This is a genomic window from Microbacterium sp. DWRC1-3, from assembly GCF_049896645.1.
Taxonomy (GTDB): Bacteria; Actinomycetota; Actinomycetes; order Actinomycetales; family Microbacteriaceae; genus Microbacterium; species Microbacterium maritypicum.
Genome location: NZ_JAFCUS010000002.1, coordinates 500,300 through 520,880, shown reverse-complemented (window position 1 = coordinate 520,880; position 20,581 = coordinate 500,300). Strand labels below are relative to the sequence as shown.

The following is a 20,581-nucleotide window of genomic DNA, read 5'->3' as shown; positions in this document are numbered from 1 at the left end:
GCCGGCCTGCGCTCAGCCGTACACGACTCAGCGGGCCACGATTGACTCAGCGCGCCTGCCTCAGCGGGCCTCGATGATGCTGGGCCCGTTCGGCAGCGCTCGCACCGTGAGCTGAGCGGGAATCTGCTCCTGCATGGCCTCGACGTGGCTGATGATCCCGACCGTCCGGCCTCCCTGTCGCAGCTCGTCGAGCGTGCGCATCGCGACGTCGAGCGTATCTCCATCGAGGGAGCCGAATCCCTCGTCGATGAAGAGGGTGTCCAGGCGGATCCCGCCCGCGCGTGCGGTGACGACCTCGGCCAGTCCCAGAGCGAGGGCGAGGGATGTGAGGAACGTCTCGCCCCCCGACAGCGACTGCGGCGGTCTGGTCTGACCGGTGAAGGCATCGGAGACCACGATGCCGAGACCGGACGCAGCACCTCGAGCCGCCAGGGCATCGGAGTGCTGCAGTTGGTAGCGGCCCGTCGACATGTCGTGCAACCGGCGGTTGGCCGCCTCGACGATCTCTTCGAGCTCGGCGGCGAGGACGAAGGTCTCGAGCGTCATCTTGCGGGTGTTCGCGCCTCTGCCCGCGATCGTGTCGGCCAGGTTCTGCAGCACCTCGAACTCCGCGGCGTCGTCGGCGGTGCGGGCATGCTCGGTCGAGGCCGACTCGATCAGGCCTCCGAGCCGTTCCGCCGTGCCAGCCGCCCTCGCCGCTTCGTCGACGGCCGCCGTCCAGGCGCCGCGGGCGGCGGCCGATGCCTGCTCAGCCGGCGCCAGGTCGATCGGCTCCTCGGGCAGCGTACGCAGTTCGAGATCGAACAGGACGGCCCGTTCCTTCTCCCGCTGCACGGCATGCTGGGCGATCCTCGCGTCGAGGGCCTCCTGCTCCGCCATCGAACGCAGCGCCCCCTCGGCGGCGGCCACGTCGTCGAACACGGATTCTGCGAGCGCCGCGTCCCGCTCCGTCTCCGCCTCGACGAGCGCCTCGGCCCTGCGCGTGCGCTCCGTGATGGCCTGGATGAGCGCGTGCGCTGCGGCAATCCTCGACTCCGTGTCGGCGAGCCGGGCGGCGACGGTGTCGAATCCACCCCGCGCCTCGACGATCAGTTCGTGCGCCTCGGCGCTCCGCTGCCGCAGTAGAGCGTGCTGTTCTCGTGCTTCCGCAAGGGCTCGCGCATCCTCTTCCCGTTCGGCATCGAGCCGCTCGGCACGGGCGACGAGCTCGCCCAGCTGGATGTCGAGCGCCGTGAGGTCTTCCAGGGCCGCACGGGAGATCGAGAGCGCCGCAGCGGCGTCGGCGTACTCACTCTCGGCCTGTTCGATGTCCCGCCCGTCGGCGCGGGCGGTGGCGGCGGCCGACTCGGCGCGCAGCGTCGAGGAGGTCGACGCCAGCTGCCGCTCCTTCTGCGCCGCGGCATCTCGTGCTTCTTCCGCGAGGGCGATGTCCTCGAGCGAGACGGGGTCGGAATGCGTGGCCGGTGCCGGGTGATCGAGCGAGCCGCAGACAGGGCAGGGATGTTCCTGTCGGAGTGTCGATGCGAGCTCTCCGGCCATGCCGTCGGTTCGCCGTTGACGCAGCTGAGACAGGGCCGACTGCGCAGCCGCATGCAGCGCTGTGGCCTGCGTGAGCTCGAGGTCGAGTGCGCTCTCGGCGGCACGCAGCCGTTCCGCCTCCCGCGCGGCCTCTCGACGCACGTCTGCCGCCGCCAAGGCCGCCTGTCGGTCGTCCACACGGTCGGCGAGGCGCCGGGTCTCGTCTCGTCTCGTTGTCAGCGCGGCGATCTCGTCGGGAAGTGCGGTGCGCTTCGCGTCCGCGGCTTCGATGCGTAGAGTCGCTGCTTCGACCGCGGCCTCTGCCGATCGCACCTCGGCGTCGAGTGCCGGCGCCGCCTCTTCGAGTTCTCGCGCCCGCTGCCAGGCTCCGCTCTCCCGGGTGCGCTCCGCCGTCCACGCGTCCAGGTCGCCATCCACAGCGAGCCCGAGGGCCTCTCCTGCCGCACGGGCGCTCTGTTCGTCTCGGGATGCGCTCGCGAACGCCGTACGTGCACGTGCCGCGGCGGCGATCGTCGAGCGGAGCGCTTCGGCGGCGCGCGCCGCGGTGAGCTCCGCACGGGCCTCCTCGATGACGGGCACCTCGGAGTCGAGGCGTTCGAGCGCAGCCCTGGCGCGGTCGCGCTCACGCTGCGCGCGCTGCTCCTCGCGCGTCGCAGCGAGCGCCTCATCGGCTGCCGCCGACTGCTTCTCCGCGTCGATGCGCTCCGATGCTCGGCGCTCTGCACGATAGTCGGCGCGGGCCCTCGCCCGTCGAAGGGCGCCGAGACGCTCATCGATCGACGACGGCACGTGTGGAGCCTCGGGCTCTGTGTCATCGCCGTCTCCCGACAACCCGTCGGCGGCCACCAAGCGCTCGGCCTCGTCGACACGGGCCTCGACGGTCGCGAGCCGAGCGCCGAGCGCCTGCTCCGCCTCCCGACGACGCTCATCGAACCGCGCCTGCACGTCTTCGAAACGCTGCGTGCCGAACAGCCTGCGCAGCAGCGCCTGGCGGTCGCGGCTCCCCGCGAGCAGGAACTCCGAGAACCTGTTCTGCGCGAGCAGGATCACCTGCAGGAACTGCTCGCGGCTGAGCTGGAGGATCTCGTCGAGCTCGCCTGCGACATCGACCGCGCGTGCGGCGCGTCCGACCCACCCTGCATCCGTCCACTCGTCGAGGGCCACGGCCGACGCCTGCTTGGTCATGCCGCCGCCGCGCTTGGCCGGGCGCAGATACTCGGGCGAACGGGTCACCCGGAACCGGCCGGTGGGAGTGCTGAACTCGACGACCACCTCTGAGGGATCGTCGGGCTCGCAGTGGTCGCTCCGAAGGCGCTTCTCGCCGCCGTCGTATCGTGGCACTCCGCCGTAGAGACCGAAGCAGACGGCGTCGAGGATGCTGGACTTGCCCGCCCCGGTCCGTCCGGCGATCAGGAAGATGCCATCGTCGGCGAACGCGTCGAAGTCGACCGTCTGACGCGAGCGAAAGGGGCCGAAGCCCTCGACCTCCAGGCGATGAAGACGCATCTAGACGAGCGCCTCAGCGCGCACACGCTCGTCGAGGATCGCCCGGATCAGGTCGCGCTCGGCCACCGTCGGCCCCTGACCCGCCCGCACATGTTCGAGGAAGGCATCGATGCGGTCGGCATCGGTCACCGCGTTGCGCAGACGCTGCACGTAGGAGCGCTCGTCTGCTTCGGCCCTGACCTCGGGCTGATGTTGCACCATGGCGCAGTAGGGGTAGCTCTCGCGGAGGCGGCGCATCGGCTCGGTCTGCGGCACGGCGTCGGTGTACACGGCGCAGACCCAGTCGTCTGCGTGCGTGGCGACGCTCTCGGCGGAAAGGAGCTCGTCGAGCGGGCCGGTGAGCGTGACCAGGCGGCGCGGCACCGGCAGCTCGAGCCACTCGACCTCGGCGAGTCCATCGGCATCGACGTCGACGAGCCACGACCCGCGAGGCTTGTCCTGCTCTCCGAAGCTGTAGTGCAGAGGCGCCCCCGCGTAGCGGACCCGATCACTGAGCTTCTGACGCCCGTGGATGTGGCCGAGCGCCACGTAGTCAGGACCGTCGAACACACTCAGCGGTACGACATCGAGGCCGCCCTGACGCACCTCGCGCTCGAGCCCGACCGTCGCGTCGACACCGGCGGCGAAGCAATGGGCGATCGCCACCGAGCGCCCCTCGTGTCGCGCCATGCCGGCGCGCACGAGGTCCATCGCATGCGCCATGGTCTGCGCCTGCGTGCGCAGCTGACGCCCTGAGCCATCGCCCTCGGGCCAGTGCTGGCGCACGATCGCCGGCTCGAGATAGGGAATTCCGAAGAAGTGCACCGGCCCATGCGCATCGGCGACGGTGACGGGGACGCCGACCGCCAGCGGGTCAGTCAACACGTGGATGCCTTCGCGGAGCAGACGGGCCTGGAAGCCGAGCCGTGCGGCCGAGTCGTGGTTGCCGCTGGTGACGATGACACGGGCACCCGTCTCGTGCAGGGCCACCAGCGCATCGCCCAGCAGGGTGTAGGCGGCGCCGGACGGAGTGGCGGAATCGAACACGTCTCCCGCGATGACGACGACATCGACCGCGTTGTCGCGAACCTGTGCGGTGAGCGCTCCGAGAACCTCGGCGAGAGCGTCCATGGTCGAGTTGCCATGGAACGTCCGGCCGATGTGCCAGTCAGAGGTGTGCAGGATGCGCATACTCACACGGTACGAAGCCCCTCCGACATTCCGTCCGAGGCGTGCCGTGGCATCCGTTCCCGATGCGGGATCCTCGCCCCGGAACGGATGCCGCGCCACCACGTCAGTGCGCCGTGAGAACGGGCGTGTCCTGCGCCGGAAGCAGCTGCTCCTTCGTGCCGCGCACCATGGTCGCGGCGATGACGGACGCCACGACCATGAGGATCGACGCGGTGATGAAGGTCCACCCGTAGGCGTCGGTCAACTGCTGCGGTGCGAGATCGGCTTGAGAGCGACCGCCGACGGAGGCGGCGTACACCGCGGTGAACACCGACAGGCCGATCGAGCCGCCGATCTGCATCGATGAATTCGCCACCGCCGACGCCACTCCCGCGTCATGCGGGGCGACTCCCGAGAGCGCTAGGTTCTGCAGCGGGATGAAGACGAACCCCATGCCGATGCCCAGGAGCACCAGTCCCGGAGCGATCTGCACGAAGTAGGCGCCGTCCGGGGTGATCCCGGAGAGCAGGAACAGCCCGACCGCGGCGAACAGCGGTCCGACGACCAGCTGCGGACGTGGGCCGATCACCGACAGCAGCTTGGTCGCGATCGGGGCCAGAACCATGGTCGCGATCGGCAGCGGCAGGCTCGCGAGGCCCGCCTGCAGCGCGCCCATGCCCAGCACGAACTGCAGGTGGAAGGTCAGGTAGATCGTTGCCCCGATCATGATCGCACCGGCGATTCCCTGGATCAGGAACGCCCCGCCTCGCACTCGGTCCGCGACGACGCGCAGGGGTAGCAGCGGCTGCGCCACCCGGCTCTCCACCCAGACGAACACGGCCAGGAGCACGACCCCGATGGCGAGGAATGCGATCGTCAGCGGATCGGCCCACCCGTTCTCGGCACGGCTGAATCCGTAGACGAGCGCACCGAGGCCGAGGGTCACGCAGATCGCACCCCAGACGTCGTAGCGGTTCTCGCCCTCTGCCTTGCTCTCGGTCAGGAAGAGTGCGCCGCCGATCACGCCGATCGCGACGAAGAAGAGGTTGACCAGGAGACACCAGCGCCAGTCGGCGAACTCGGTGAGCACGCCGCCGAGGAGCAACCCGACGGCTGCGCCGGTGCCGGCCACGGTTCCGAAGACGGCGAATGCGGTGTTCCGCTCCCGCCCCGAGGGGAACGTGACGGTGAGAAGGGCGAGCGCGGCGGGCGCGAGGAGGGCGGCGAAGGCCCCCTGCAGCCCGCGAGCGAGGATCAGTTCCCACCCCTGCTGTGCGAACCCGCCGTACAGAGATGCCGCTCCGAATCCGACCATGCCGATCATGAAGACGCGCTTGCGCCCGACGTAGTCGGCGATCCGGCCGCCGAGCAGCAGCAGGGCCCCGAAAGCCAGGGCGTAGGCCGTGACGACCCACTGTCGCTGCCCGTCCGAGAGCCCGAGGGCAGCTTGGGCGCGGGGCAGGGCGATGTTCACGATCGTGCCGTCGAGGACGACGACCAGTTGCGTGAGCGAGATGACGATGAGTGCCCACCACCGGGAACGAGGATGGGCGCGCAGGGAAGAAGACATGGAAAAACCTCCGGTGTCTGTTGAGGATGCCGGAGGTTTCGAGCCTCGGATCAGCGTGCCTCTCGGCACCTGACCGCCTCAGCCAACGGGGCTGAGCAGAACTCGATCCTATCGCAGGCACTCTCGCCCCAGGGGTACGAAGAAGAAGCGGAAGGTCCCCTGACCCACCCTCGTCACGATGATCGGCACGCGGTGATGCGAGATGCGCTGTGCACCTTCACCTGTGCGGCGTGCGGGGCTGCGCGATGCGATATCGGGGCTGCCCTCCGCCCGACAGGTGCCGGCTTGCCCCGCCGGCTGGGGGTTGTGCCCGCTTCTTCGTGACTACCGACTTCCGCTCTCCTCCTCCAGATCGTTCGACCAGTTCGCCTGCTGGATCCGGTTGTCGAGCTCGCGCAGCTCCTGGGCCACGGTGTCGGCCTGCGAGCGCAGCTGCGCCACCGGGAGCGCCGCGACCTGACGCAGCTCCGATCGCATCTGGCGCAGGAACTGGTCGTTGGACCCGGATGCCGCGGCCGCGGCATCGGTCAGCACGGAGTGCCGCAGACGCAGCACGTCGCGCGCGGCGAGCGCGTCGGTCATGGTGCCGTCGGCCCCCAGATCGAGACGCGCGTTGGTGGCGTTGATGCGCCGGATGAGGTCGCGAAGCTGCGTGAGCGCGGCATCCGCCTCCACGATCAGGGCGGCGGCATCCTCCGCCGGCTCCTCACCTTCCTGGTAGCGGGCGTTCGCGACGATGCGCGCCCTCAGCTGCTCGATGCGGCGCTGCAGGTCGGCGCGTGCGGTGAGGGCTTCGGCGAGTTTCATGACGTCATCCTCGCAGGGAGCGACCGTAACAGTTCGTCATACGACCGGAGAGTCAGCGGGTGCGCAGGAGACCGGCACGCTCCGGGTGGGCGGAGAACCAGTCGGCGACGTACCAGCAGACGGCGTCGACCTTGCGATCACCTCGCTCCTCGATGTCGGCCACAGCTCCCTCGACGACCTTCCCCGCATAGCCGTTGCCGCGGAAAGTCGGGACGGTGAACGCCCTGGTGAGCGCGATCGTCCGGCCATCGTCACGGTAGTCGAGCACGCTCACGAGCTTGCCGTCGCGCATGAGCGTGTACCGCGAGGCGTCCTTCTCGTCGGTCAGGATGAAGCCGTCGACAGTGTGCGAGATCGTCATTCGAACCACGTTACGCCCGCTCCGAGCGCCCGGGCGTTTTGACATGGGGCGTCACGATCAGACATAATCCCCCCATGACCACCAACGCAAGCCCTTTGTCCGCCCAGGAGGCGAACAGGACTGCCGGGATGATGATGCCCGGTCGCGTCGGTATGTGTTGCCGAATGTGTCGCTGAACGAACAGCCACCCCGCCTGACCTGAACTCCTCGCCATCTGCGAGGTCAGTGTCTCCGAGCATCCACCCTCGCTCGCTTCCCGGCTCCGCCGGTCATTCATGCAACGCATCAGAGCCCCGTTCGATCCGGGCTCACGTCCTGAGGACTTCATCATCATGTCGAACACCGCACTTCTCGAGCGTCCCGCCACCACCGCCGCGACCCGCACCCAGCCGGAGCCCGCCGCACCGCTCCCCGCAGCGGGAGCCGACCTTCCCGCCGTGCGCTCGCCCCGTGGCTTCGCCCTCTACGTCGGGCTGGACGAGATCAAGGCTGCAGAGGCCGGTGTCAGTCTCCCCCTCCTCGTCGACGCACTGCGCCGCACCCTCGCCGAGCTCGCGCCCGGAGCGGAGACCCACGCCACCGTCGCGCTCGCACCGCACGGCTCGGGCGGCCGTGACCTCGATGTGGTCCGGCTCGCGCTGCAGGAGCCGGGCGCCATCGCCCGCACCAAGGCCGCCGCCGAGGAGCACACCACCGACGAGGAGAGCGGCGTGACCGTCGACATCTCCCGCAAGCGCGTGCTGATCGACGGCGAGTCCGCCGCGTTCACGTACAAGGAGTTCGAGCTGCTGCAGTACCTCGTGCTCCGCGAGGGCCGCACCATCGAGCGCAGCGAGCTGGTCTCCGCCCTCTGGCAGGCACAGGACGACGAGACTCCCGGCGAGCGCACCATCGACGTGCACGTGCGTCGCCTCCGCGCGAAGCTCGGTCGCTACGAGGACATCGTCCGCACCGTGCGCGGAATCGGCTACCGCTTCGACCGGCACGCCGACGTCGTCATCCGCTACGGCCACGGCACCCCCTCGCCCGACCGCTTCTGAGCCGCCGGGAGTCGGTGTCAGAACCGGCGCGTAGGGTGGGCGCATGACCCTCATCGCGCATCCCGCCGCGGCCGACGCCGCCTCCGCGGATGCTCCCCGAGAGACCGTCTACCGACCACCGCACCCCCTGGACCTGCGTCGCACGGTCGGCATGCTCCGCCGCGGCGGCAACGATCCGACGACCATCATCGACGGAACGGTGATCTGGCGTGCCATGCGCACCCCGCACGGCCCCACGACACTCGCCGTCCGCATGTCAGGCGACGAGGTTCGAGCCTCGGCCTGGGGTCCCGGTGCCGAGCACGCTCTCGATAGCGTGCCCGCGCTCTGCGGTGCCCACGACGATTCCGGAGACTTCGATGCCACACTGCACCCGCTCATCGCGGAGTCCGCACGACGACACCCGGGCCTGCGTCTGACCCGCAACGACGAGGTGTTCGACGCGCTCGCGTGCGCGATCCTCGAGCAGAAGGTGACCGGCATGCAGGCCTTCGGCGCGTGGCGCTGGCTGGTGTCCCGCTTCGGCGCACGGGCGCCGGGCCCGACGCCGCGCCCGATGTTCGCCGCTCCCTCCCCCGAGCAGTGGTTCCGCATCCCCTCCTGGGCATGGCACCGCGCCGGGGTCGAACCGCCCCAGTCGCGCACCATCGTGCGCGCGGCCGAGCGCGGCGACCGCATCGCCCGCGCTGTGGGAGCCGCCGTCACAGGAGCCGACCGCGACCGCGTGCTCACGAGCCTTCCCGGTGTGGGGGTGTGGACCTCGGCGGAGACCCGCATCCGCGCACTCGGAGACCCGGATGCGGTCAGTATCGGCGACTATCACCTCGCTCACCAGGTCGGCTACGCGCTGACGGGAAAGCGCACCGACGACGACGGCATGGTCGAGCTCCTCGCCCCCTGGGCCGGACAGCGGCAACGGGTCGTGCGCCTCATCCACGCCAGCGGTGTGCAGGAGCCACGAAGGGGTCCCCGCCTCGCACCCGAAGATCATCGTGGGCGCTGAGCACGCCGCCTAAGCTGAGGCCATGTCACGTTCTCTGCTGCGCATCCTCGTCACCGTCGGCCTGCTGATCGTCGGCGTCGTGATCGGGCTGATCTTCCAGAACGTCTGGCTCGGTGTGCTGCTCGCGGCGATCGTGTGGCTCGGTTGGTTCCTCGGCTACGAGTCGCGCCGGGGCAACAACGCCGGCGTCAACGACGAAGACCACGGCATCGAGCTCTGAGGGGCCCGCTCAGTAGTAGACGGCAAGCGGCCCGGACGGACCGTCGACGACGCGCACAGGAGTGTCGAACACGCGGGTGAGCACCTCATCCGTCATGATCGCGGCGGGGGACCCGAACTCCACCACCGCACCGTCCTTCATGGCGCAGATGTGGTCGGCGTAGTGCCCGGCGAAGTTGATGTCGTGCAGGACGATGACGATCGTGCGCCCCAGCTCCTCCGCCGCCCGCCGAAGATGCTTCATCATCTGCACGGCGTGCCGCATGTCGAGGTTGTTCAGCGGCTCGTCCAGAAGGACGAACTCGGTGTCCTGCGCCAGGACCATCGCGACGTACGCGCGCTGGCGCTGCCCGCCGGAGAGCTCATCCAGATAGCGGCCCTCCAAGGCGCCGAGATCGAGGAAGTCGATTGCCCGACTGATGATCTCCTCGTCGCCGCGATTCAGCCTCCCCTTCGAGTGCGGGAAGCGCCCGAAGCCGACGAGCTGGCGCACGGTGAGCCGGGTCACGAAGTGGTTCTCCTGACGCAGGATCGACACGACCTTCGCCAGGTCCTTCGACTTGGTGGAGGCAACGTCGAGTCCCGCGATCTCGATCGCACCGGCGTCCATTCCACTGAGACGACCGATCATCGTGAGCAGGGTCGACTTGCCCGCCCCGTTCGGACCGATGAGGGCGGTGATGCCGCCGGCGGGTATCTCGAGGTCGACGGGGCCGATCGCGACCTCGCTGCTGTAGTCCCGGCGAACGCCGTCGAGAGCGATCACAGTCTGCCCTTTCTGAGGATGACGATGAGGAAGACGGTGCCGCCGACGAGCTCGATGAGGATCGACACCATCCCCTGCGCGTAGAAGACGTTCTTCATCACGAAGTACGCCCCGGCCAGGATCGTGAAGGCCGTGAGCACCGCGACGGGGAAGATCAGCCGGTGGTCATGCGTGTCGGCGAACTGGTAGGCGAGCGTGGCCACCAGGAAGCCGAGGAACGTCATCGGTCCCACCAGAGCCGTCGATGTCGCCATCAGCACGGCGACGAGGAACAGCACGATGAACAGCTCACGGCGATGATCGACACCGAGGGAGCGCGCGGCATCGGGCCCGAGCGCCATCAGGTTGAGCCGACGCGAGCGGAGCCAGAGCAGCGCAGACGCCGCGACGACCAGCGGGATCGCCAACGGCAGGTACGAGGAGTCGGCGTTGGAGACATTGCCGAACAGGCGCGCGGCCAGCACGTCGAACTCGCTGGGTGTGAGCAGGCGCTGCATGAAGGTGGAGATCGCCCCGAGGCCTCCCCCGATCACGATGCCCACCAGGAGCATGATCTGCAGATTGCCGTAGCGGCCGGACAGCAGCCAACCGTAGAGGGCGACGGCGAGAGCGACCATGATCGCGACCTGGATCGCGAACTGCCCGATGCCCTGGATCGCCACGATCCCTGCCACGCCGAACAGGTACACGGTCGAGGTCTGCACCACGCGGTACAGCGACTCGAAACCCATGATCGACGGGGTGATGATGCGGTTGTTGGTGACGGTCTGGAAGCTCACCGTGGCGATGGCCTGCGCGACCGCGACGAGCGCCATGACCGTGACGTCGGTCGCCCGGTGCTGGGCGATCCGCCAGAACCCGGTGGAGCCGACCGGCATCGGATTCGCCCACGCCAGCAGGCCGAAGCCCGAGACGGCGGCGAGGACGAGAAGGGTCCCGAGCACGACGAAGTAGCGACGGCGCGCACGCGGGGTCGTGAACGAGCCCGCCGACCGCAGCGGGCCGGTGGTCGCCACCTCGCTCATCACGCCGCTAGCCACGTCGACGCTGCCTCAGCAGGAGGAGCACGAACACCACGGCACCGACCACCCCGAGGATCAGCGACACCGGCACCTCGAACGGCATGATGATGGTGCGTCCGATGATGTCGCACACCGTGACGATCGCGATGCCGAGCAGGCACACCCACGGCAGGTTGCTGCGCAGGTCGTCGCCGCGCACCATCGAGACGATGTTCGGCACGATGAGACCGAGGAAGGGAAGGTTGCCGACGACCACGGTGACCACACCGGTGGTGACCGCGATCAGCACCGTTCCGAGCAGGATGATCCTGTTGTAGTTCACGCCGACGTTGGTGGCGACCTCTTCGCCGAGGCCGGCGATGGTGAGTCGATCGGCGACGATGAACACGATCACGCCGACGATCGCCACGATCCAGAGCATCTCGTACTGGCCGCGCATCACCGAGGTGAAGCTGCCTGCGAACCAGACGCCGATGATCTGCAGCGAGTTCGTCGCCAGCGCGAGGTACGTCGACAGCGCGCCGACGACCGCACCGAGCATGATCCCGACGATCGGCACGATGAGGGAGGACTTGAGGGCGACCCGCCGCAGGAACGCGAAGAACACCATCGTGCCGACGAAGGCCGCGAGCACCGCACCGGCCATCCGCAGCGAGAGCGACGGCTGCGGCACGAGGATCATGACCAACAGGAGTCCGAGCCCCGCCCACTCGGTCGTTCCGGTCGTCGTCGGCTCGACGAAGCGGTTCTGAGTGAGCAGCTGCATCACCAGACCCGCCATGGCCATCGAGGCTCCGGCCAGGACCAGGGCGATCGTGCGGGGAACGCGCGTGATCTGGAACATCTGCGCGCCGTCTTCCGCGCCGGTGACGTCGTACACCCCGGTGAAGAGCGAGATCACGAGGAGCACGGCGACGACGAGCACGCCGATGAGCAGTTTCACGTCGAAGAGCCGCCCGGCGTTGCGGGGCGGCGAAGCGATGTCGGTGGAGACCATGATGACGATGCGGCGGCATCCGGGTCACCCGGATGCCGCCGCAGTACCTCAGTTCTTCGCGCTCTTCTCGAGGGCGTCTGCGAGGTCGTTGAGGAATGCCGTGTACGTCTGGATGCCCTCGTTCAGGTAGGTGTCGGTGGGCATGTAGACGAGCTGCTTCTCCTTGACGGCGGTGACGCCGGCAAGCGCCTCCGAGCTCTCGAGGATCTCGGCCGCCTGCACGTAGTCGGGGGTCTCGGCGGCGAACACGGCGTCGCGGTCGAGCACGAGGATCCAATCGGGGTTCGAGGTGGCGATCGCCTCGACCGAGATCTCGTCGCCCTGGTGGTCGTCGGTCGCGTCGTCGACCTCGAGTGCGGGGGTCAGCCCGAGGATGTCGTAGATCGGTCCGAGCGAGCGTCCGACGGTCGGGGCGAGGTAGCCGATCTCGCCGCCGGAGGTGTTCACGGCCATGACGGTGTCGGCGTCGTCGTAGGCGGCCTTGGCGCGCTCGACGGCAGCATCGAAGTCGTCGACGAGCTTGTCGGCCTCGTCCTGCTTGCCGAAGATCTCACCGAGCACGGTGACCTGACGCTTGAGCTCCTCGTCGAAGGGCTCACCCTCGCGCGGCTCGAGGTCGATGATCGTGGCGTCGGGCACGAGGTCCGCGATCGCCGTGTTGTGCTGCGTGAACCGCTGGCCGCTGATGATCAGGTCGGGCTCGACGGCGACGACCGCTTCGAGGTCGGGCTCGCTGTGGAGTCCGATGTCGACGATCGCGTCGTCCTTCACGTACGACACGGTCTCCGGCATGAGCGCGACGGCGGCGGCGGAGAGTTCGACGCCCCAGTCGGAGAGCGTCTGGAATGTGCGGTTGTCGAGGGCCACGACAGACGCGGGAGGCGTCGGGATCTCGTGCGTGCCGGTGTTGTCCTCGATCGTGACGGATGCTGCCGCGGGTTCGGTCTTCTCCGGTTCCGCCGAGCCGCCGGAAGCGCACCCGGCGAGGGCGAGGAGGCCGACGAGAGCGACGCTCGTGGCGGTGAGGGTTCTGGGCACGGACATGGAGAGACTCCTGTTCTGCGGGATCGGTGCGCACACGATGGGCGCCGGGGTGACGAGCAGGGATCACCTTCGCCCGTCACATTTAGGTTAGCCTTACTTTATGAGCGATACGAAATCCGGTTTCTCGATCGAGCGTCGCGGCCTGGAGCTGCGCTTCCGCAACGTCACGCTGAGTGCCCGCGAATGGCTGGCACCGGACTTCGTGCGCGTGCGGCTGACCGGTGCAGACCTCGCGGGCTTCGACTCCCCCGGCTCCGACGACCACATGCGCCTGTTCTTCCCCGCAGGCCCGACCGGGTCCGTCGAAGAGCTGCGAGCATCCCCGAGTCGCGAGTACACCCCTCTCGCATGGGGCGAGGACTGGCTCGACGTCGAGTTCGCCGTGCACGGCGACCAGGGCGTCGCGGCCCCCTGGGCTGCGACGGCACCGATCGGATCCACGATCGGCGTCGGCGGTCCGCGCGGATCGGCCGTCCTGGCCGGCGACCCCGGCTCCTGGCTGCTGGTCGGCGACGAGACCGCCATCCCCGCCATCCGCCGCTTCGCCGCGCTCATTCCGTCAGGCACCCCGGCACGCATCGTGGTGGAGACCGTGAACCAGGGGCGCGAGATCGACATCGAGGCACCGGTCGACGTCGAGTGGCTGCACCGCGGGGAAGCTCCCTCCGGTTCCACACTCATCGCCCTCATCGAGACGCTGACCGCCGAAGACGTGGTCGGACCCGACCCCTTCGTCTTCATCGCCGCCGAGCAGTCGATCGTCAAACCCGGCAGGGCGCTCCTCGAGCGCTGGGGTGTCGACACCGCGAACGCCGTCGTGAAGGGCTACTGGAAGCGCGACGAAGCCGAGTACCACGCGCCGCACTAGTGCGACGTCGGCGGCACCTGGAAGACTCGGCGCATGGCTCTTCTGGATCACCTGGGCATCACCGTCGGCGACCTCGAGCGTGGCCGGGCGCAGTTCCACCCCGTCCTCGCCGCTCTCGGATATCAGAGCGGGGGTGCGGACGACCACTCCATCTCGTGGCACAACGGCGACGAGACCGAGATCATCCTCTACACCTGGGATGACGACTCCACCCCGCACCGTCATGGTCGTATCGGCTGGCAGCACATCGCCTTCGCGGTGCCGACGCGCGAGCAGGTCGAGCACCTTCATGCCGTCGCGCTCGAGGCCGGGTGGACAGCGATCCGCGAGCCGAAGGAGTACCCGCGCTATTCGGAGCGCTACTACGCCTCGTTCGTCGAAGACGTCGACGGCATCCGGGTCGAGTTCATGTACAACCCTCCCCGCGAGAAGGCTTGACGCCCGGGCGACCTATCCTCCACAAGAGAACACAAAAGCACGTTGTGCGCGTCTTTCAGACGACCGATATCTTCGCCTCCCGCGCTCTGGCAGGCGTGCCGAATCGATGCGACGATGAGGGAGTGGGATTCATGAATGACGCGCAGATCTGGACCATGATCGGGTCGTTCACCGTGCTGATGTTCAGCACGCTCACCGTGGTGTCGACCTTGTTCGTCCGGATCCTCCGCAGCGAGATCGGCGGCCTGCGCACCGAGATGAACGGCCAGATCGACGGGCTGCGCACCGAGATGAACGCCCGCTTCGATTCCGTGAACACCCGCTTCGATTCCGTGAACACCCGCATCGACGGTCTCGACCGCGACGTGCAGGCGCTGGTCAAACGCACGTTCGGCCTCGACCGCGAGTGATGACGACGCCTCGCCGTCACGCCTCGGTACCGCATGCCGACCGGCACGATGCCTTTCCGGAAGCTCCCTGCGGCACAGCCGTGCTGCTCCTCGCCGGGTCCAGCGGTCGGGTCGAGTCCCAGCGGGCCGACCTGCTGGCACGGCACGGTGCACGTGTCCGTGCCATCCGCTGGTTCGGCGGCGTGGGCCAGCGCCCCGCACCGCACGAGGTGCCGATCGAGCTGTTCATCGATCAGCTCGATCTCCTGCGCCGCGACGCCGATCGCATCGCGATCTTCGGAACGTCGTTCGGAGCGGAGGCGGCCCTGGTGACCGCCTCCCTTCACCCGGTCGACGCGACGGTGGCCGTCGCTCCGTCATCCGTCGTCTGGGCCGGGCTCACCGACGGGGACTGGTCGTCGCACTGGACCAGCCGGGGCACACCGCTGCCCGCCGTGTCGTTCGATCCGTCCTGGGTGCCGTCGACGGTGCCGCCCGAGTACCGATCCCTGTACGAGGCGAGCATCGATCGCGCTCCTGACGCGGCCGCGGCCGCAGCGATCCGCACGGAGTACATCACCGGTGTCGTCGTGCTGATCGCGGGAGGGGACGACCGCGTCTGGCCGAGTGACCGATTCGCCGCCGAGATCTCCGCGCGCCGGAGTGCGCACGGACGGGAGACGACGGTGGTCGCTCACCCTGCTGCGGGGCACCGGATGGTCTTGCCCGGCGAGACGGTCGCGGTCGGCGGAGTGACGATGGAGCGCGGCGGGTCTCCTTCCGCTGACGCGGAACTCGGTGCGCTCGCGTGGCCGCAGATCGTGCACGCCCTCGACCTGCGGGCCTGAGGATCAGAACGCCGGAGCGACCTCTGCCTCCGCCGTCCGATCGGTGAACGCGGTCTTCGGGACGAAGACGAGGATCACGGCGGCGACGAGCGCAGTCACTCCGCAGACGATCCACACCGTGAAGTAGCCGGCGAGCGAACCGGCGGTCCCCTCGTTCGCCCCCGCGGTGCTCGCGACTCCGTGCAACAGCGCGATGCCGAACACGCACGAGGCGATCGCACCACCCACGGTCTTGACCGAGTTGGTCAGCCCCGTCGCCACCCCCGTCTGCGTGGCCGGAGCCGCGGATGCCGCAGCGGCAGGGAGCGCCGCGACCAGCGCGCCGGAGCCCAGTCCCACGACGACCATGTTCGTGATCACCTGTGCGTAGGTGTCGTGGAACGGCAGGAACAACAGGAACCCGATGCCCACCAGCACCGAGGCCCCCATCAGGGTCAGACGAGGCGTCGCCCACCGTGCGACCGTCGAGAACAGGAGAGCGCCCGTGATCATGGCGATCAGGTAGACGCCGATGATCAGCGAGGTCGCGAACCCGCTCGTGCCCAGACCGTATCCGTAGACCGTCGGATCGGTGCGGGCGAACGTCGACAGCGGAGCCTGCGCGCCCAGCACACTGACCCCGAAGAGGCCGGCTGTGAGGAAGACGGGGCCGAGCGCAGGCGAGCGGAACATGCGCACGTCGATGAGCGGGTCGGCGCAGCGCAGCTCCCACAGCACGAACGGGATCACGAGCAGGACACCGAGGATCACGACTGCCCAGGACCAGGGGTTGGTCAGGCCGCCCTCGAGGCGGAGCAGGCTGAGACCGCCGGTGAAGCACAGGAGGGCGAGCGAGATGAGCACGAGACCGATCGTGTCGAAGATGCCGCCCGTGGGCTCGGGGGACTCCTTGACCCCGAACAGGATCACGAAGAAGCACACCACGATCAGCACGGCCGGGATCAACAGCACGATGGTGAGGGGCAGCACGTCGATGAGCGCGCCACCGACGAGCGCACCGATGATCGCACCGCCTTCGAGCGCGGCGACGAGAAGGCCCGCCGCCTTGGCAGTGATCGAGGAGCGCCCCTCCATCCGGCGCGACCTCGACCAGATCAGGGCGATCTCGAGAGGAAGCCAGACGACGTAGAAGCCCATCAACGCCCACGCCGCGAGGAAGACCGGGAACGAATCGGTGAAGGGCAGGACCAGGGCCGCCGCCGCGGTGACCGCGGTCGAGATCAGCAGCATCCGTTTGTGCCCGACCATGTCGCCGAGCTTCGCGAAAGCCGGCACGACGAGCGCCGACAGCATGAGCTGCGCACCCTCGAGCCAGTTCACGTCGGCATCGTGGATGCCCAGATGACGGGCGATGTCGGTGAGCATCGGGGTGTAGTAGCCCTGCAGCACGCCACTGGTGAACTCGACGAAGGCGAGGAAGCCGACCACGACGGCGAGAGTGCCCAAGGTGCGGGTGCGCGTCATCGCGTCTCCTGCTTCTGCATCGGGTCCCCCGGCACGATCCGAGAGAAGGGTGAGATCACCTTAGCCGTTCGAGCAGCGCCCGATGGAATCGCTCTCCGCGCTCGAGAGAGGCGATCTCCACGCTCTCGTCGACGCCATGGATCGACGCACGTTGCGCGTTAGACATGTCCAGCGGCGCGAAGCGGTAGACGGCAGGTGAGAAGCGATGGAAATGCCGCGAATCGGTGGCCGCCATCATCACGTACGGCACGGCGGGGACGCCGGGGAACGCCGTGTCGAGGGCCTCGGCCAGCAGAGCGAACGGGGCGTTGTCGGTCGGCGACTCCGGCGAGGGCTCGCTCGCCTCGATCACCTCGACCTCGACCAGCGGATCGCGGATGCGCCTGCGCACCCGGAACACGGTCTGCTGCGTCGTCTCTCCAAGCGCGATGCGCAGATTGACGGTGGCAGAGGCTTGCGACGGCAGCACGTTCGCCGCCGTGCCACCGGACTGCATGGTCGGGGCGACGGTGGTGCGCACGAGGGCCGCCGGCTCGCCACCGAGCGCGGCGAAGACCTGCGCCGTCAGCAGTGGCACCGAGCCGAGCAGTCGCAGCAGGTGACGGGCCGGGCCCGGAGTCTGCGCGGCCAGCTGCGACAGCATCCGCAGGATGGCCTTCGAGGCACGAGGGCGGAAGGTGGTGGGTCCGAGCCGGTCCACGGCCCTGGCGACGCGCCGGACCGCGGTGAGCGGCGGCGGCGCGGAGGCGTGTCCGCCGTCGCCCCGCGCGGTCAGCCGGAGCGTCATCACGCCCTTCTCGCCGACACCGATCATCGCTGCGCGACCGGGGACGAAGGGCAGGGGCGCGTCGACGACGGCACCCCCCTCGTCGAGCACGAGCCAGGGGACGATGCCACGCCCGCGCAGCACGCGGGCGATCTCCTCGGCCGCGCGCCCATAGGTCTCCTCGTTGCCGCCGAAGGAGAGGTACACGTCCTGAGGAGGCACGAACCCGTCGGCGAGCAGATTCTCGACCGCCTCGAGCACCACGATCAGCGGGCCCTTGTCATCGAGGGCACCGCGTCCGTACACCGAGCCGTCGGCGATCACCCCCGCGAAGGGCGGGTGCGTCCACGCGTCGCTCTCATCCACCGGGACGACGTCGTAGTGCGCCATCAGCACGACCGGTCGATCCGGGGCCGCGCCGGTCCCCTGCCAGTGGAACAGCAGCCCGAAGTCGGTGTGCCGTTCGAGCGTCAGTTTCTCGTGCGTCAGCGGGTAGAGCTCCGCGATAAGCGTGACGAACTCCTCGAACGGAGCCGAGCCGCGCTCGTCGAGCTCGGCCGAGACCGTCGGGATCCGGATCATCTGCGAAAGCCGCTCGGCGATGCCCGGGCGCACGGTCGGTGTGGTCACACCCGCCATCGTACTCAGCGGTTCTCAGGACCACTGCGTGAGCTTGTCGGGATTGCGCACGGCGAGCACCTCGGTGATCCGCTCGCCCTCGACGACGAAGGAGAACACCGCATCGGGGCAGCCGTCGAGCGTGGCAAGCGCGGCCAGCCCGTCCGCGGTGGGGACGAGGACGACCTCCGCGCCGGGGTGGAGCCGAGCGATGCCCTGCAGGAAACGTGCCACGCGATCGGCCCCGACGACCGGTCGCAGCGCCGCCGACTTCCTCCCGCCCGCGTCGGAGATGAGCACGACATCGGGATCGAGCACAGTGATGAGGCGATCGAGCCGTCCGGTCGCTGCGGCTTCGAGGAATGCGCGGGCGACGGCATCGTGCTGCTCCCGTGTCGCCAGGCGCGCACGCCGCTCTCGCACCCGTCGACGTCCCTGCGACGCGAGCTGTCTCACGGCGTCCGTGCTCCTTCCGACTGTCTCGGCGATCTCCGCGAACGGGACGCCGAACACGTCGTGCAGCACGAAGGCCACACGCTCGGGGGGAGTGAGCGATTCCAGGAGCACGAGCAGCGCCATCCCGACCGACTCGTCGAGGGACACTCTGTCGAGCGGGTCCGGAAATGGGGTGACGAACAGCGAGTCCTGCGGCACGGGCTCCGGAAGCCACTGACCGACATAGCTCTCCCTCCGCGCTCGCGCCGAACCCAGGGCATCCAGGCAGATGCGTCCGGCGACGCGCGTCAGCCACGCACCCGGATTGACGATCCCTGCGCGCTCCGCGTCGGTCAGCCGAACCCAGCGCACGTAGGTCTCCTGCACCGCGTCCTCGGCATCAGCGACCGTGCCGAGCAGGCGATACGCGAGAGCGAGCAGGGTACGGCGTTCGGCTTCGACCACAACGAGATCATCCATCGCCTCCATCTTGGTCTGTCTCGGCCTCCTGCCGACGCCATGTCGATGCCGCTCTCGACAGGCGCCTCACGTTTCGTTCGCCTGCGTCGTCGAACAAGGAGAAGGATGTACCGAGACGAAGGAGAACACATATGAGGATCGTCGTCGCAGGAGGAACCGGAACCGTCGGGCGGCACACCGTCGAGGCGGTGCGGGCCGCGGGGCACGACGCCGTCGTCCTGAGCCGGTCACGGGGAGTCGACCTGGTGACCGGAGAGGGCCTGGGCCACGCCCTGGCCGGCGCGGACGCGGTGATCGACGTCACGAGCATCGAGACGCGCAAAGCCAGCGAAGCGATCGAGTTCTTCACCGCGGCGACAGGGAACCTGGCCGCGGCAGCCGCCGACGCGGGGGTCGGACATTTCGTGCTGTTGTCGATCGTCGGGATCGACCGCATGCCCTACGACTATTACGCCGGCAAGATCGCCCAGGAGAAGGTCGTCGAGGCGTCGCGCGTTCCGTGGACGACCCTGCGAGCGACGCAGTTCCACGAGTTCGCGGCGCAGATGTTCAGACGGGCGAAGTTGGGCCCGCTCCACATCGCTCTCAAGGCCCGGACACAGCCCGTGGCCGCCCGCGAGGTGGGTTCACGCCTCGCCGCCCTCGCAGCAGCGCCACCCCAAGGCCGTGCACGGGACCTCGCCGGGCCTCGCGAGGAGCAGCTGGCGGACATGGTCCGCGCGTACGCCCGGCGCGAGGGATACCGTGGTTGGGTGCCGACGCTGAACGTGCCGGGGCCGCAGATGGCCGGCATGAGGGCAGGGCTCGGCCTCCCCGGTCCCGACGCCGAGCTCGGACGTCAGAGCTTCGCGGAGTGGCTCGCTGCAGACTAGCGATCCCCCGCTCGGCTCTGCCCCTGGGGAACAGGGCGAGCAGGATGATGGTTGCATCTCTGCGTGGTGCGAGCCGCGTCCGAGGAGGTGTGCATGGAACTGACCCTGGTGTCGTCGTCGTTCTGCGGCGCCTGCGCACGCACGCGGACCGTGCTCGCCGAGGCCGCGCGGTTCCTCCCCGAAGCGACCGTCATCGAGATCGACGTGGCACAGAGCCCGGATGCGGCAGAGGAGCTCGACATCGCGTTCACGCCCACCGTGATCATCCGCGACGCTGCCGGTGCGGAGGTGTTCCGCGCGACCGGTGTGCCGACGGTCCCGCAGGTGCTCACCGCCGCGGTCAAAGCCCTCCCGGCCTGACGTCCCGCCACCTCGGGCGA

21 protein-coding genes are annotated in these 20,581 nt (G+C 68.9%); 9 read left to right on the top strand and 12 right to left on the bottom strand.

The genetic code is table 11. The features are described 5' to 3' along the window. Nucleotides 1-60: 60 nt before the first annotated feature. From ACP699_RS15120 to ACP699_RS15100, 5 genes are all read right to left on the bottom strand, one after another. Nucleotides 61-3,045 (bottom strand): AAA family ATPase, encoded by a 2,985-nt coding sequence (locus tag ACP699_RS15120; protein ID WP_426172096.1) that lies wholly within the window; start codon nucleotides 3,043-3,045, stop codon nucleotides 61-63. Further along, nucleotides 3,046-4,215 carry an exonuclease SbcCD subunit D gene (locus ACP699_RS15115; RefSeq protein ID WP_055869977.1) on the bottom strand — a complete coding sequence of 390 codons (1,170 nt, stop codon included), beginning with the start codon at nucleotides 4,213-4,215 and terminating at the stop codon, nucleotides 3,046-3,048. It lies immediately after the preceding gene. 103 nt (nucleotides 4,216-4,318) lie between these two features. Then, nucleotides 4,319-5,764 carry an MFS transporter gene (locus ACP699_RS15110; RefSeq protein WP_055877087.1) on the bottom strand — a complete coding sequence of 482 codons (1,446 nt, stop codon included), beginning with the start codon at nucleotides 5,762-5,764 and terminating at the stop codon, nucleotides 4,319-4,321. 324 nt (nucleotides 5,765-6,088) lie between these two features. Continuing rightward, entirely contained in the window at nucleotides 6,089-6,571 is a 483-nt protein-coding gene (locus tag ACP699_RS15105; RefSeq protein WP_127481882.1) for a DIP1984 family protein, read from the bottom strand. 52 nt (nucleotides 6,572-6,623) lie between these two features. Beyond that, nucleotides 6,624-6,932, bottom strand: a complete 309-nt coding sequence (locus ACP699_RS15100; RefSeq protein WP_017828105.1) for a GNAT family N-acetyltransferase — start codon at nucleotides 6,930-6,932, stop codon at nucleotides 6,624-6,626. A 332-nt stretch (nucleotides 6,933-7,264) separates the two neighbouring features. On the opposite strand from ACP699_RS15100, the gene ACP699_RS15095 reads away from it, so the two are divergent. The 3 genes from ACP699_RS15095 to ACP699_RS15085 are packed head-to-tail and all read left to right on the top strand — an operon-like array spanning nucleotide 7,265 to nucleotide 9,195. Beyond that, nucleotides 7,265-7,972 (top strand): winged helix-turn-helix domain-containing protein, encoded by a 708-nt coding sequence (locus ACP699_RS15095; RefSeq protein ID WP_426172093.1) that lies wholly within the window; start codon nucleotides 7,265-7,267, stop codon nucleotides 7,970-7,972. Nucleotides 7,973-8,015: 43 nt separating this feature from the next. Beyond that, on the top strand, nucleotides 8,016-8,975 hold the full coding sequence (locus ACP699_RS15090) for a DNA-3-methyladenine glycosylase family protein (protein WP_426172091.1): 960 nt from the start codon (nucleotides 8,016-8,018) through the stop codon (nucleotides 8,973-8,975). 22 nt (nucleotides 8,976-8,997) lie between these two features. Next, nucleotides 8,998-9,195, top strand: coding sequence for a hypothetical protein (locus ACP699_RS15085; protein WP_017828101.1), 198 nt, complete (start codon nucleotides 8,998-9,000; stop codon nucleotides 9,193-9,195). 9 nt (nucleotides 9,196-9,204) lie between these two features. Here the strand turns inward: ACP699_RS15085 and ACP699_RS15080 are convergent, their stop codons facing one another. From ACP699_RS15080 to ACP699_RS15065, 4 genes are read right to left on the bottom strand one after another with little or no spacing between them, the layout of a single operon-like run. Beyond that, on the bottom strand, nucleotides 9,205-9,960 hold the full coding sequence (locus ACP699_RS15080; RefSeq protein ID WP_017828100.1) for an ABC transporter ATP-binding protein: 756 nt from the start codon (nucleotides 9,958-9,960) through the stop codon (nucleotides 9,205-9,207). Next, nucleotides 9,957-10,985 (bottom strand): iron chelate uptake ABC transporter family permease subunit, encoded by a 1,029-nt coding sequence (locus ACP699_RS15075; RefSeq protein WP_055869969.1) that lies wholly within the window; start codon nucleotides 10,983-10,985, stop codon nucleotides 9,957-9,959. Before ACP699_RS15075 ends, ACP699_RS15080 begins: the two co-directional genes overlap by 4 nt. Before the next feature lie 7 nt (nucleotides 10,986-10,992). Continuing rightward, complete coding sequence (locus tag ACP699_RS15070) at nucleotides 10,993-11,979, bottom strand: ABC transporter permease (RefSeq protein ID WP_055869965.1); 987 nt, start codon at nucleotides 11,977-11,979, stop codon at nucleotides 10,993-10,995. A gap of 48 nt (nucleotides 11,980-12,027) precedes the next feature. Continuing rightward, on the bottom strand, nucleotides 12,028-13,023 hold the full coding sequence (locus ACP699_RS15065; protein ID WP_055869962.1) for a siderophore ABC transporter substrate-binding protein: 996 nt from the start codon (nucleotides 13,021-13,023) through the stop codon (nucleotides 12,028-12,030). A 100-nt stretch (nucleotides 13,024-13,123) separates the two neighbouring features. On the opposite strand from ACP699_RS15065, the gene ACP699_RS15060 reads away from it, so the two are divergent. The 4 genes from ACP699_RS15060 (at nucleotide 13,124) to ACP699_RS15045 (ending at nucleotide 15,566) form a co-directional block, all read left to right on the top strand. Next, complete coding sequence (locus ACP699_RS15060; RefSeq protein ID WP_426172087.1) at nucleotides 13,124-13,891, top strand: siderophore-interacting protein; 768 nt, start codon at nucleotides 13,124-13,126, stop codon at nucleotides 13,889-13,891. A 33-nt stretch (nucleotides 13,892-13,924) separates the two neighbouring features. Then, nucleotides 13,925-14,329 carry a VOC family protein gene (locus ACP699_RS15055; protein ID WP_055869954.1) on the top strand — a complete coding sequence of 135 codons (405 nt, stop codon included), beginning with the start codon at nucleotides 13,925-13,927 and terminating at the stop codon, nucleotides 14,327-14,329. A gap of 131 nt (nucleotides 14,330-14,460) precedes the next feature. Further along, a complete protein-coding gene (locus ACP699_RS15050) occupies nucleotides 14,461-14,739 on the top strand; it encodes a hypothetical protein (protein WP_218867779.1) in 279 nt (92 codons plus the stop codon). Continuing rightward, nucleotides 14,739-15,566, top strand: coding sequence for an acyl-CoA thioester hydrolase/BAAT C-terminal domain-containing protein (locus ACP699_RS15045; RefSeq protein WP_426172084.1), 828 nt, complete (start codon nucleotides 14,739-14,741; stop codon nucleotides 15,564-15,566). The genes ACP699_RS15050 and ACP699_RS15045 overlap by 1 nt, the downstream gene beginning before the upstream one ends. Nucleotides 15,567-15,569: 3 nt before the next feature. Here ACP699_RS15045 and ACP699_RS15040 read toward each other — a convergent pair whose 3' ends face one another. From ACP699_RS15040 to sigJ, 3 genes are read right to left on the bottom strand one after another with little or no spacing between them, the layout of a single operon-like run. Further along, nucleotides 15,570-17,030, bottom strand: a complete 1,461-nt coding sequence (locus ACP699_RS15040) for an MFS transporter (RefSeq protein WP_426172082.1) — start codon at nucleotides 17,028-17,030, stop codon at nucleotides 15,570-15,572. Nucleotides 17,031-17,085: 55 nt separating this feature from the next. Next, entirely contained in the window at nucleotides 17,086-18,435 is a 1,350-nt protein-coding gene (locus tag ACP699_RS15035; protein ID WP_426172081.1) for a M20/M25/M40 family metallo-hydrolase, read from the bottom strand. Between the two features lie 15 nt (nucleotides 18,436-18,450). Further along, a complete protein-coding gene (sigJ, locus tag ACP699_RS15030) occupies nucleotides 18,451-19,329 on the bottom strand; it encodes an RNA polymerase sigma factor SigJ (RefSeq protein WP_218683030.1) in 879 nt (292 codons plus the stop codon). Between the two features lie 131 nt (nucleotides 19,330-19,460). On the opposite strand from sigJ, the gene ACP699_RS15025 reads away from it, so the two are divergent. Continuing rightward, nucleotides 19,461-20,201 carry an SDR family oxidoreductase gene (locus ACP699_RS15025; RefSeq protein ID WP_314476080.1) on the top strand — a complete coding sequence of 247 codons (741 nt, stop codon included), beginning with the start codon at nucleotides 19,461-19,463 and terminating at the stop codon, nucleotides 20,199-20,201. A 93-nt stretch (nucleotides 20,202-20,294) separates the two neighbouring features. Beyond that, entirely contained in the window at nucleotides 20,295-20,561 is a 267-nt protein-coding gene (locus ACP699_RS15020) for a thioredoxin family protein (RefSeq protein ID WP_426172078.1), read from the top strand. The last annotated feature ends 20 nt before the right edge of the window (nucleotides 20,562-20,581 follow it).

Excerpts from the sequence above, each read along its gene's own strand:
- ACP699_RS15120 (WP_426172096.1), bottom strand. The coding sequence starts at position 3,045 with ATGCGTCTTCATCGCCTGGAGGTCGAGGGCTTCGGCCCCTTTCGCTCG.
- ACP699_RS15065 (WP_055869962.1), bottom strand. The coding sequence starts at position 13,023 with ATGTCCGTGCCCAGAACCCTCACCGCCACGAGCGTCGCTCTCGTCGGC.
- ACP699_RS15050 (WP_218867779.1), top strand. The coding sequence starts at position 14,461 with ATGAATGACGCGCAGATCTGGACCATGATCGGGTCGTTCACCGTGCTG.
- ACP699_RS15110 (WP_055877087.1), bottom strand. The coding sequence starts at position 5,764 with ATGTCTTCTTCCCTGCGCGCCCATCCTCGTTCCCGGTGGTGGGCACTC.
- ACP699_RS15070 (WP_055869965.1), bottom strand. The coding sequence starts at position 11,979 with ATGGTCTCCACCGACATCGCTTCGCCGCCCCGCAACGCCGGGCGGCTC.
- ACP699_RS15020 (WP_426172078.1), top strand. The coding sequence starts at position 20,295 with ATGGAACTGACCCTGGTGTCGTCGTCGTTCTGCGGCGCCTGCGCACGC.
- ACP699_RS15095 (WP_426172093.1), top strand. The coding sequence starts at position 7,265 with ATGTCGAACACCGCACTTCTCGAGCGTCCCGCCACCACCGCCGCGACC.
- ACP699_RS15055 (WP_055869954.1), top strand. The coding sequence starts at position 13,925 with ATGGCTCTTCTGGATCACCTGGGCATCACCGTCGGCGACCTCGAGCGT.
- ACP699_RS15040 (WP_426172082.1), bottom strand. The coding sequence starts at position 17,030 with ATGACGCGCACCCGCACCTTGGGCACTCTCGCCGTCGTGGTCGGCTTC.
- ACP699_RS15105 (WP_127481882.1), bottom strand. The coding sequence starts at position 6,571 with ATGAAACTCGCCGAAGCCCTCACCGCACGCGCCGACCTGCAGCGCCGC.
- ACP699_RS15085 (WP_017828101.1), top strand. The coding sequence starts at position 8,998 with ATGTCACGTTCTCTGCTGCGCATCCTCGTCACCGTCGGCCTGCTGATC.
- sigJ (WP_218683030.1), bottom strand. The coding sequence starts at position 19,329 with ATGGATGATCTCGTTGTGGTCGAAGCCGAACGCCGTACCCTGCTCGCT.
- ACP699_RS15090 (WP_426172091.1), top strand. The coding sequence starts at position 8,016 with ATGACCCTCATCGCGCATCCCGCCGCGGCCGACGCCGCCTCCGCGGAT.
- ACP699_RS15075 (WP_055869969.1), bottom strand. The coding sequence starts at position 10,985 with ATGAGCGAGGTGGCGACCACCGGCCCGCTGCGGTCGGCGGGCTCGTTC.
- ACP699_RS15045 (WP_426172084.1), top strand. The coding sequence starts at position 14,739 with ATGACGACGCCTCGCCGTCACGCCTCGGTACCGCATGCCGACCGGCAC.
- ACP699_RS15025 (WP_314476080.1), top strand. The coding sequence starts at position 19,461 with ATGAGGATCGTCGTCGCAGGAGGAACCGGAACCGTCGGGCGGCACACC.
- ACP699_RS15115 (WP_055869977.1), bottom strand. The coding sequence starts at position 4,215 with ATGCGCATCCTGCACACCTCTGACTGGCACATCGGCCGGACGTTCCAT.
- ACP699_RS15035 (WP_426172081.1), bottom strand. The coding sequence starts at position 18,435 with ATGGCGGGTGTGACCACACCGACCGTGCGCCCGGGCATCGCCGAGCGG.
- ACP699_RS15060 (WP_426172087.1), top strand. The coding sequence starts at position 13,124 with ATGAGCGATACGAAATCCGGTTTCTCGATCGAGCGTCGCGGCCTGGAG.
- ACP699_RS15100 (WP_017828105.1), bottom strand. The coding sequence starts at position 6,932 with ATGACGATCTCGCACACTGTCGACGGCTTCATCCTGACCGACGAGAAG.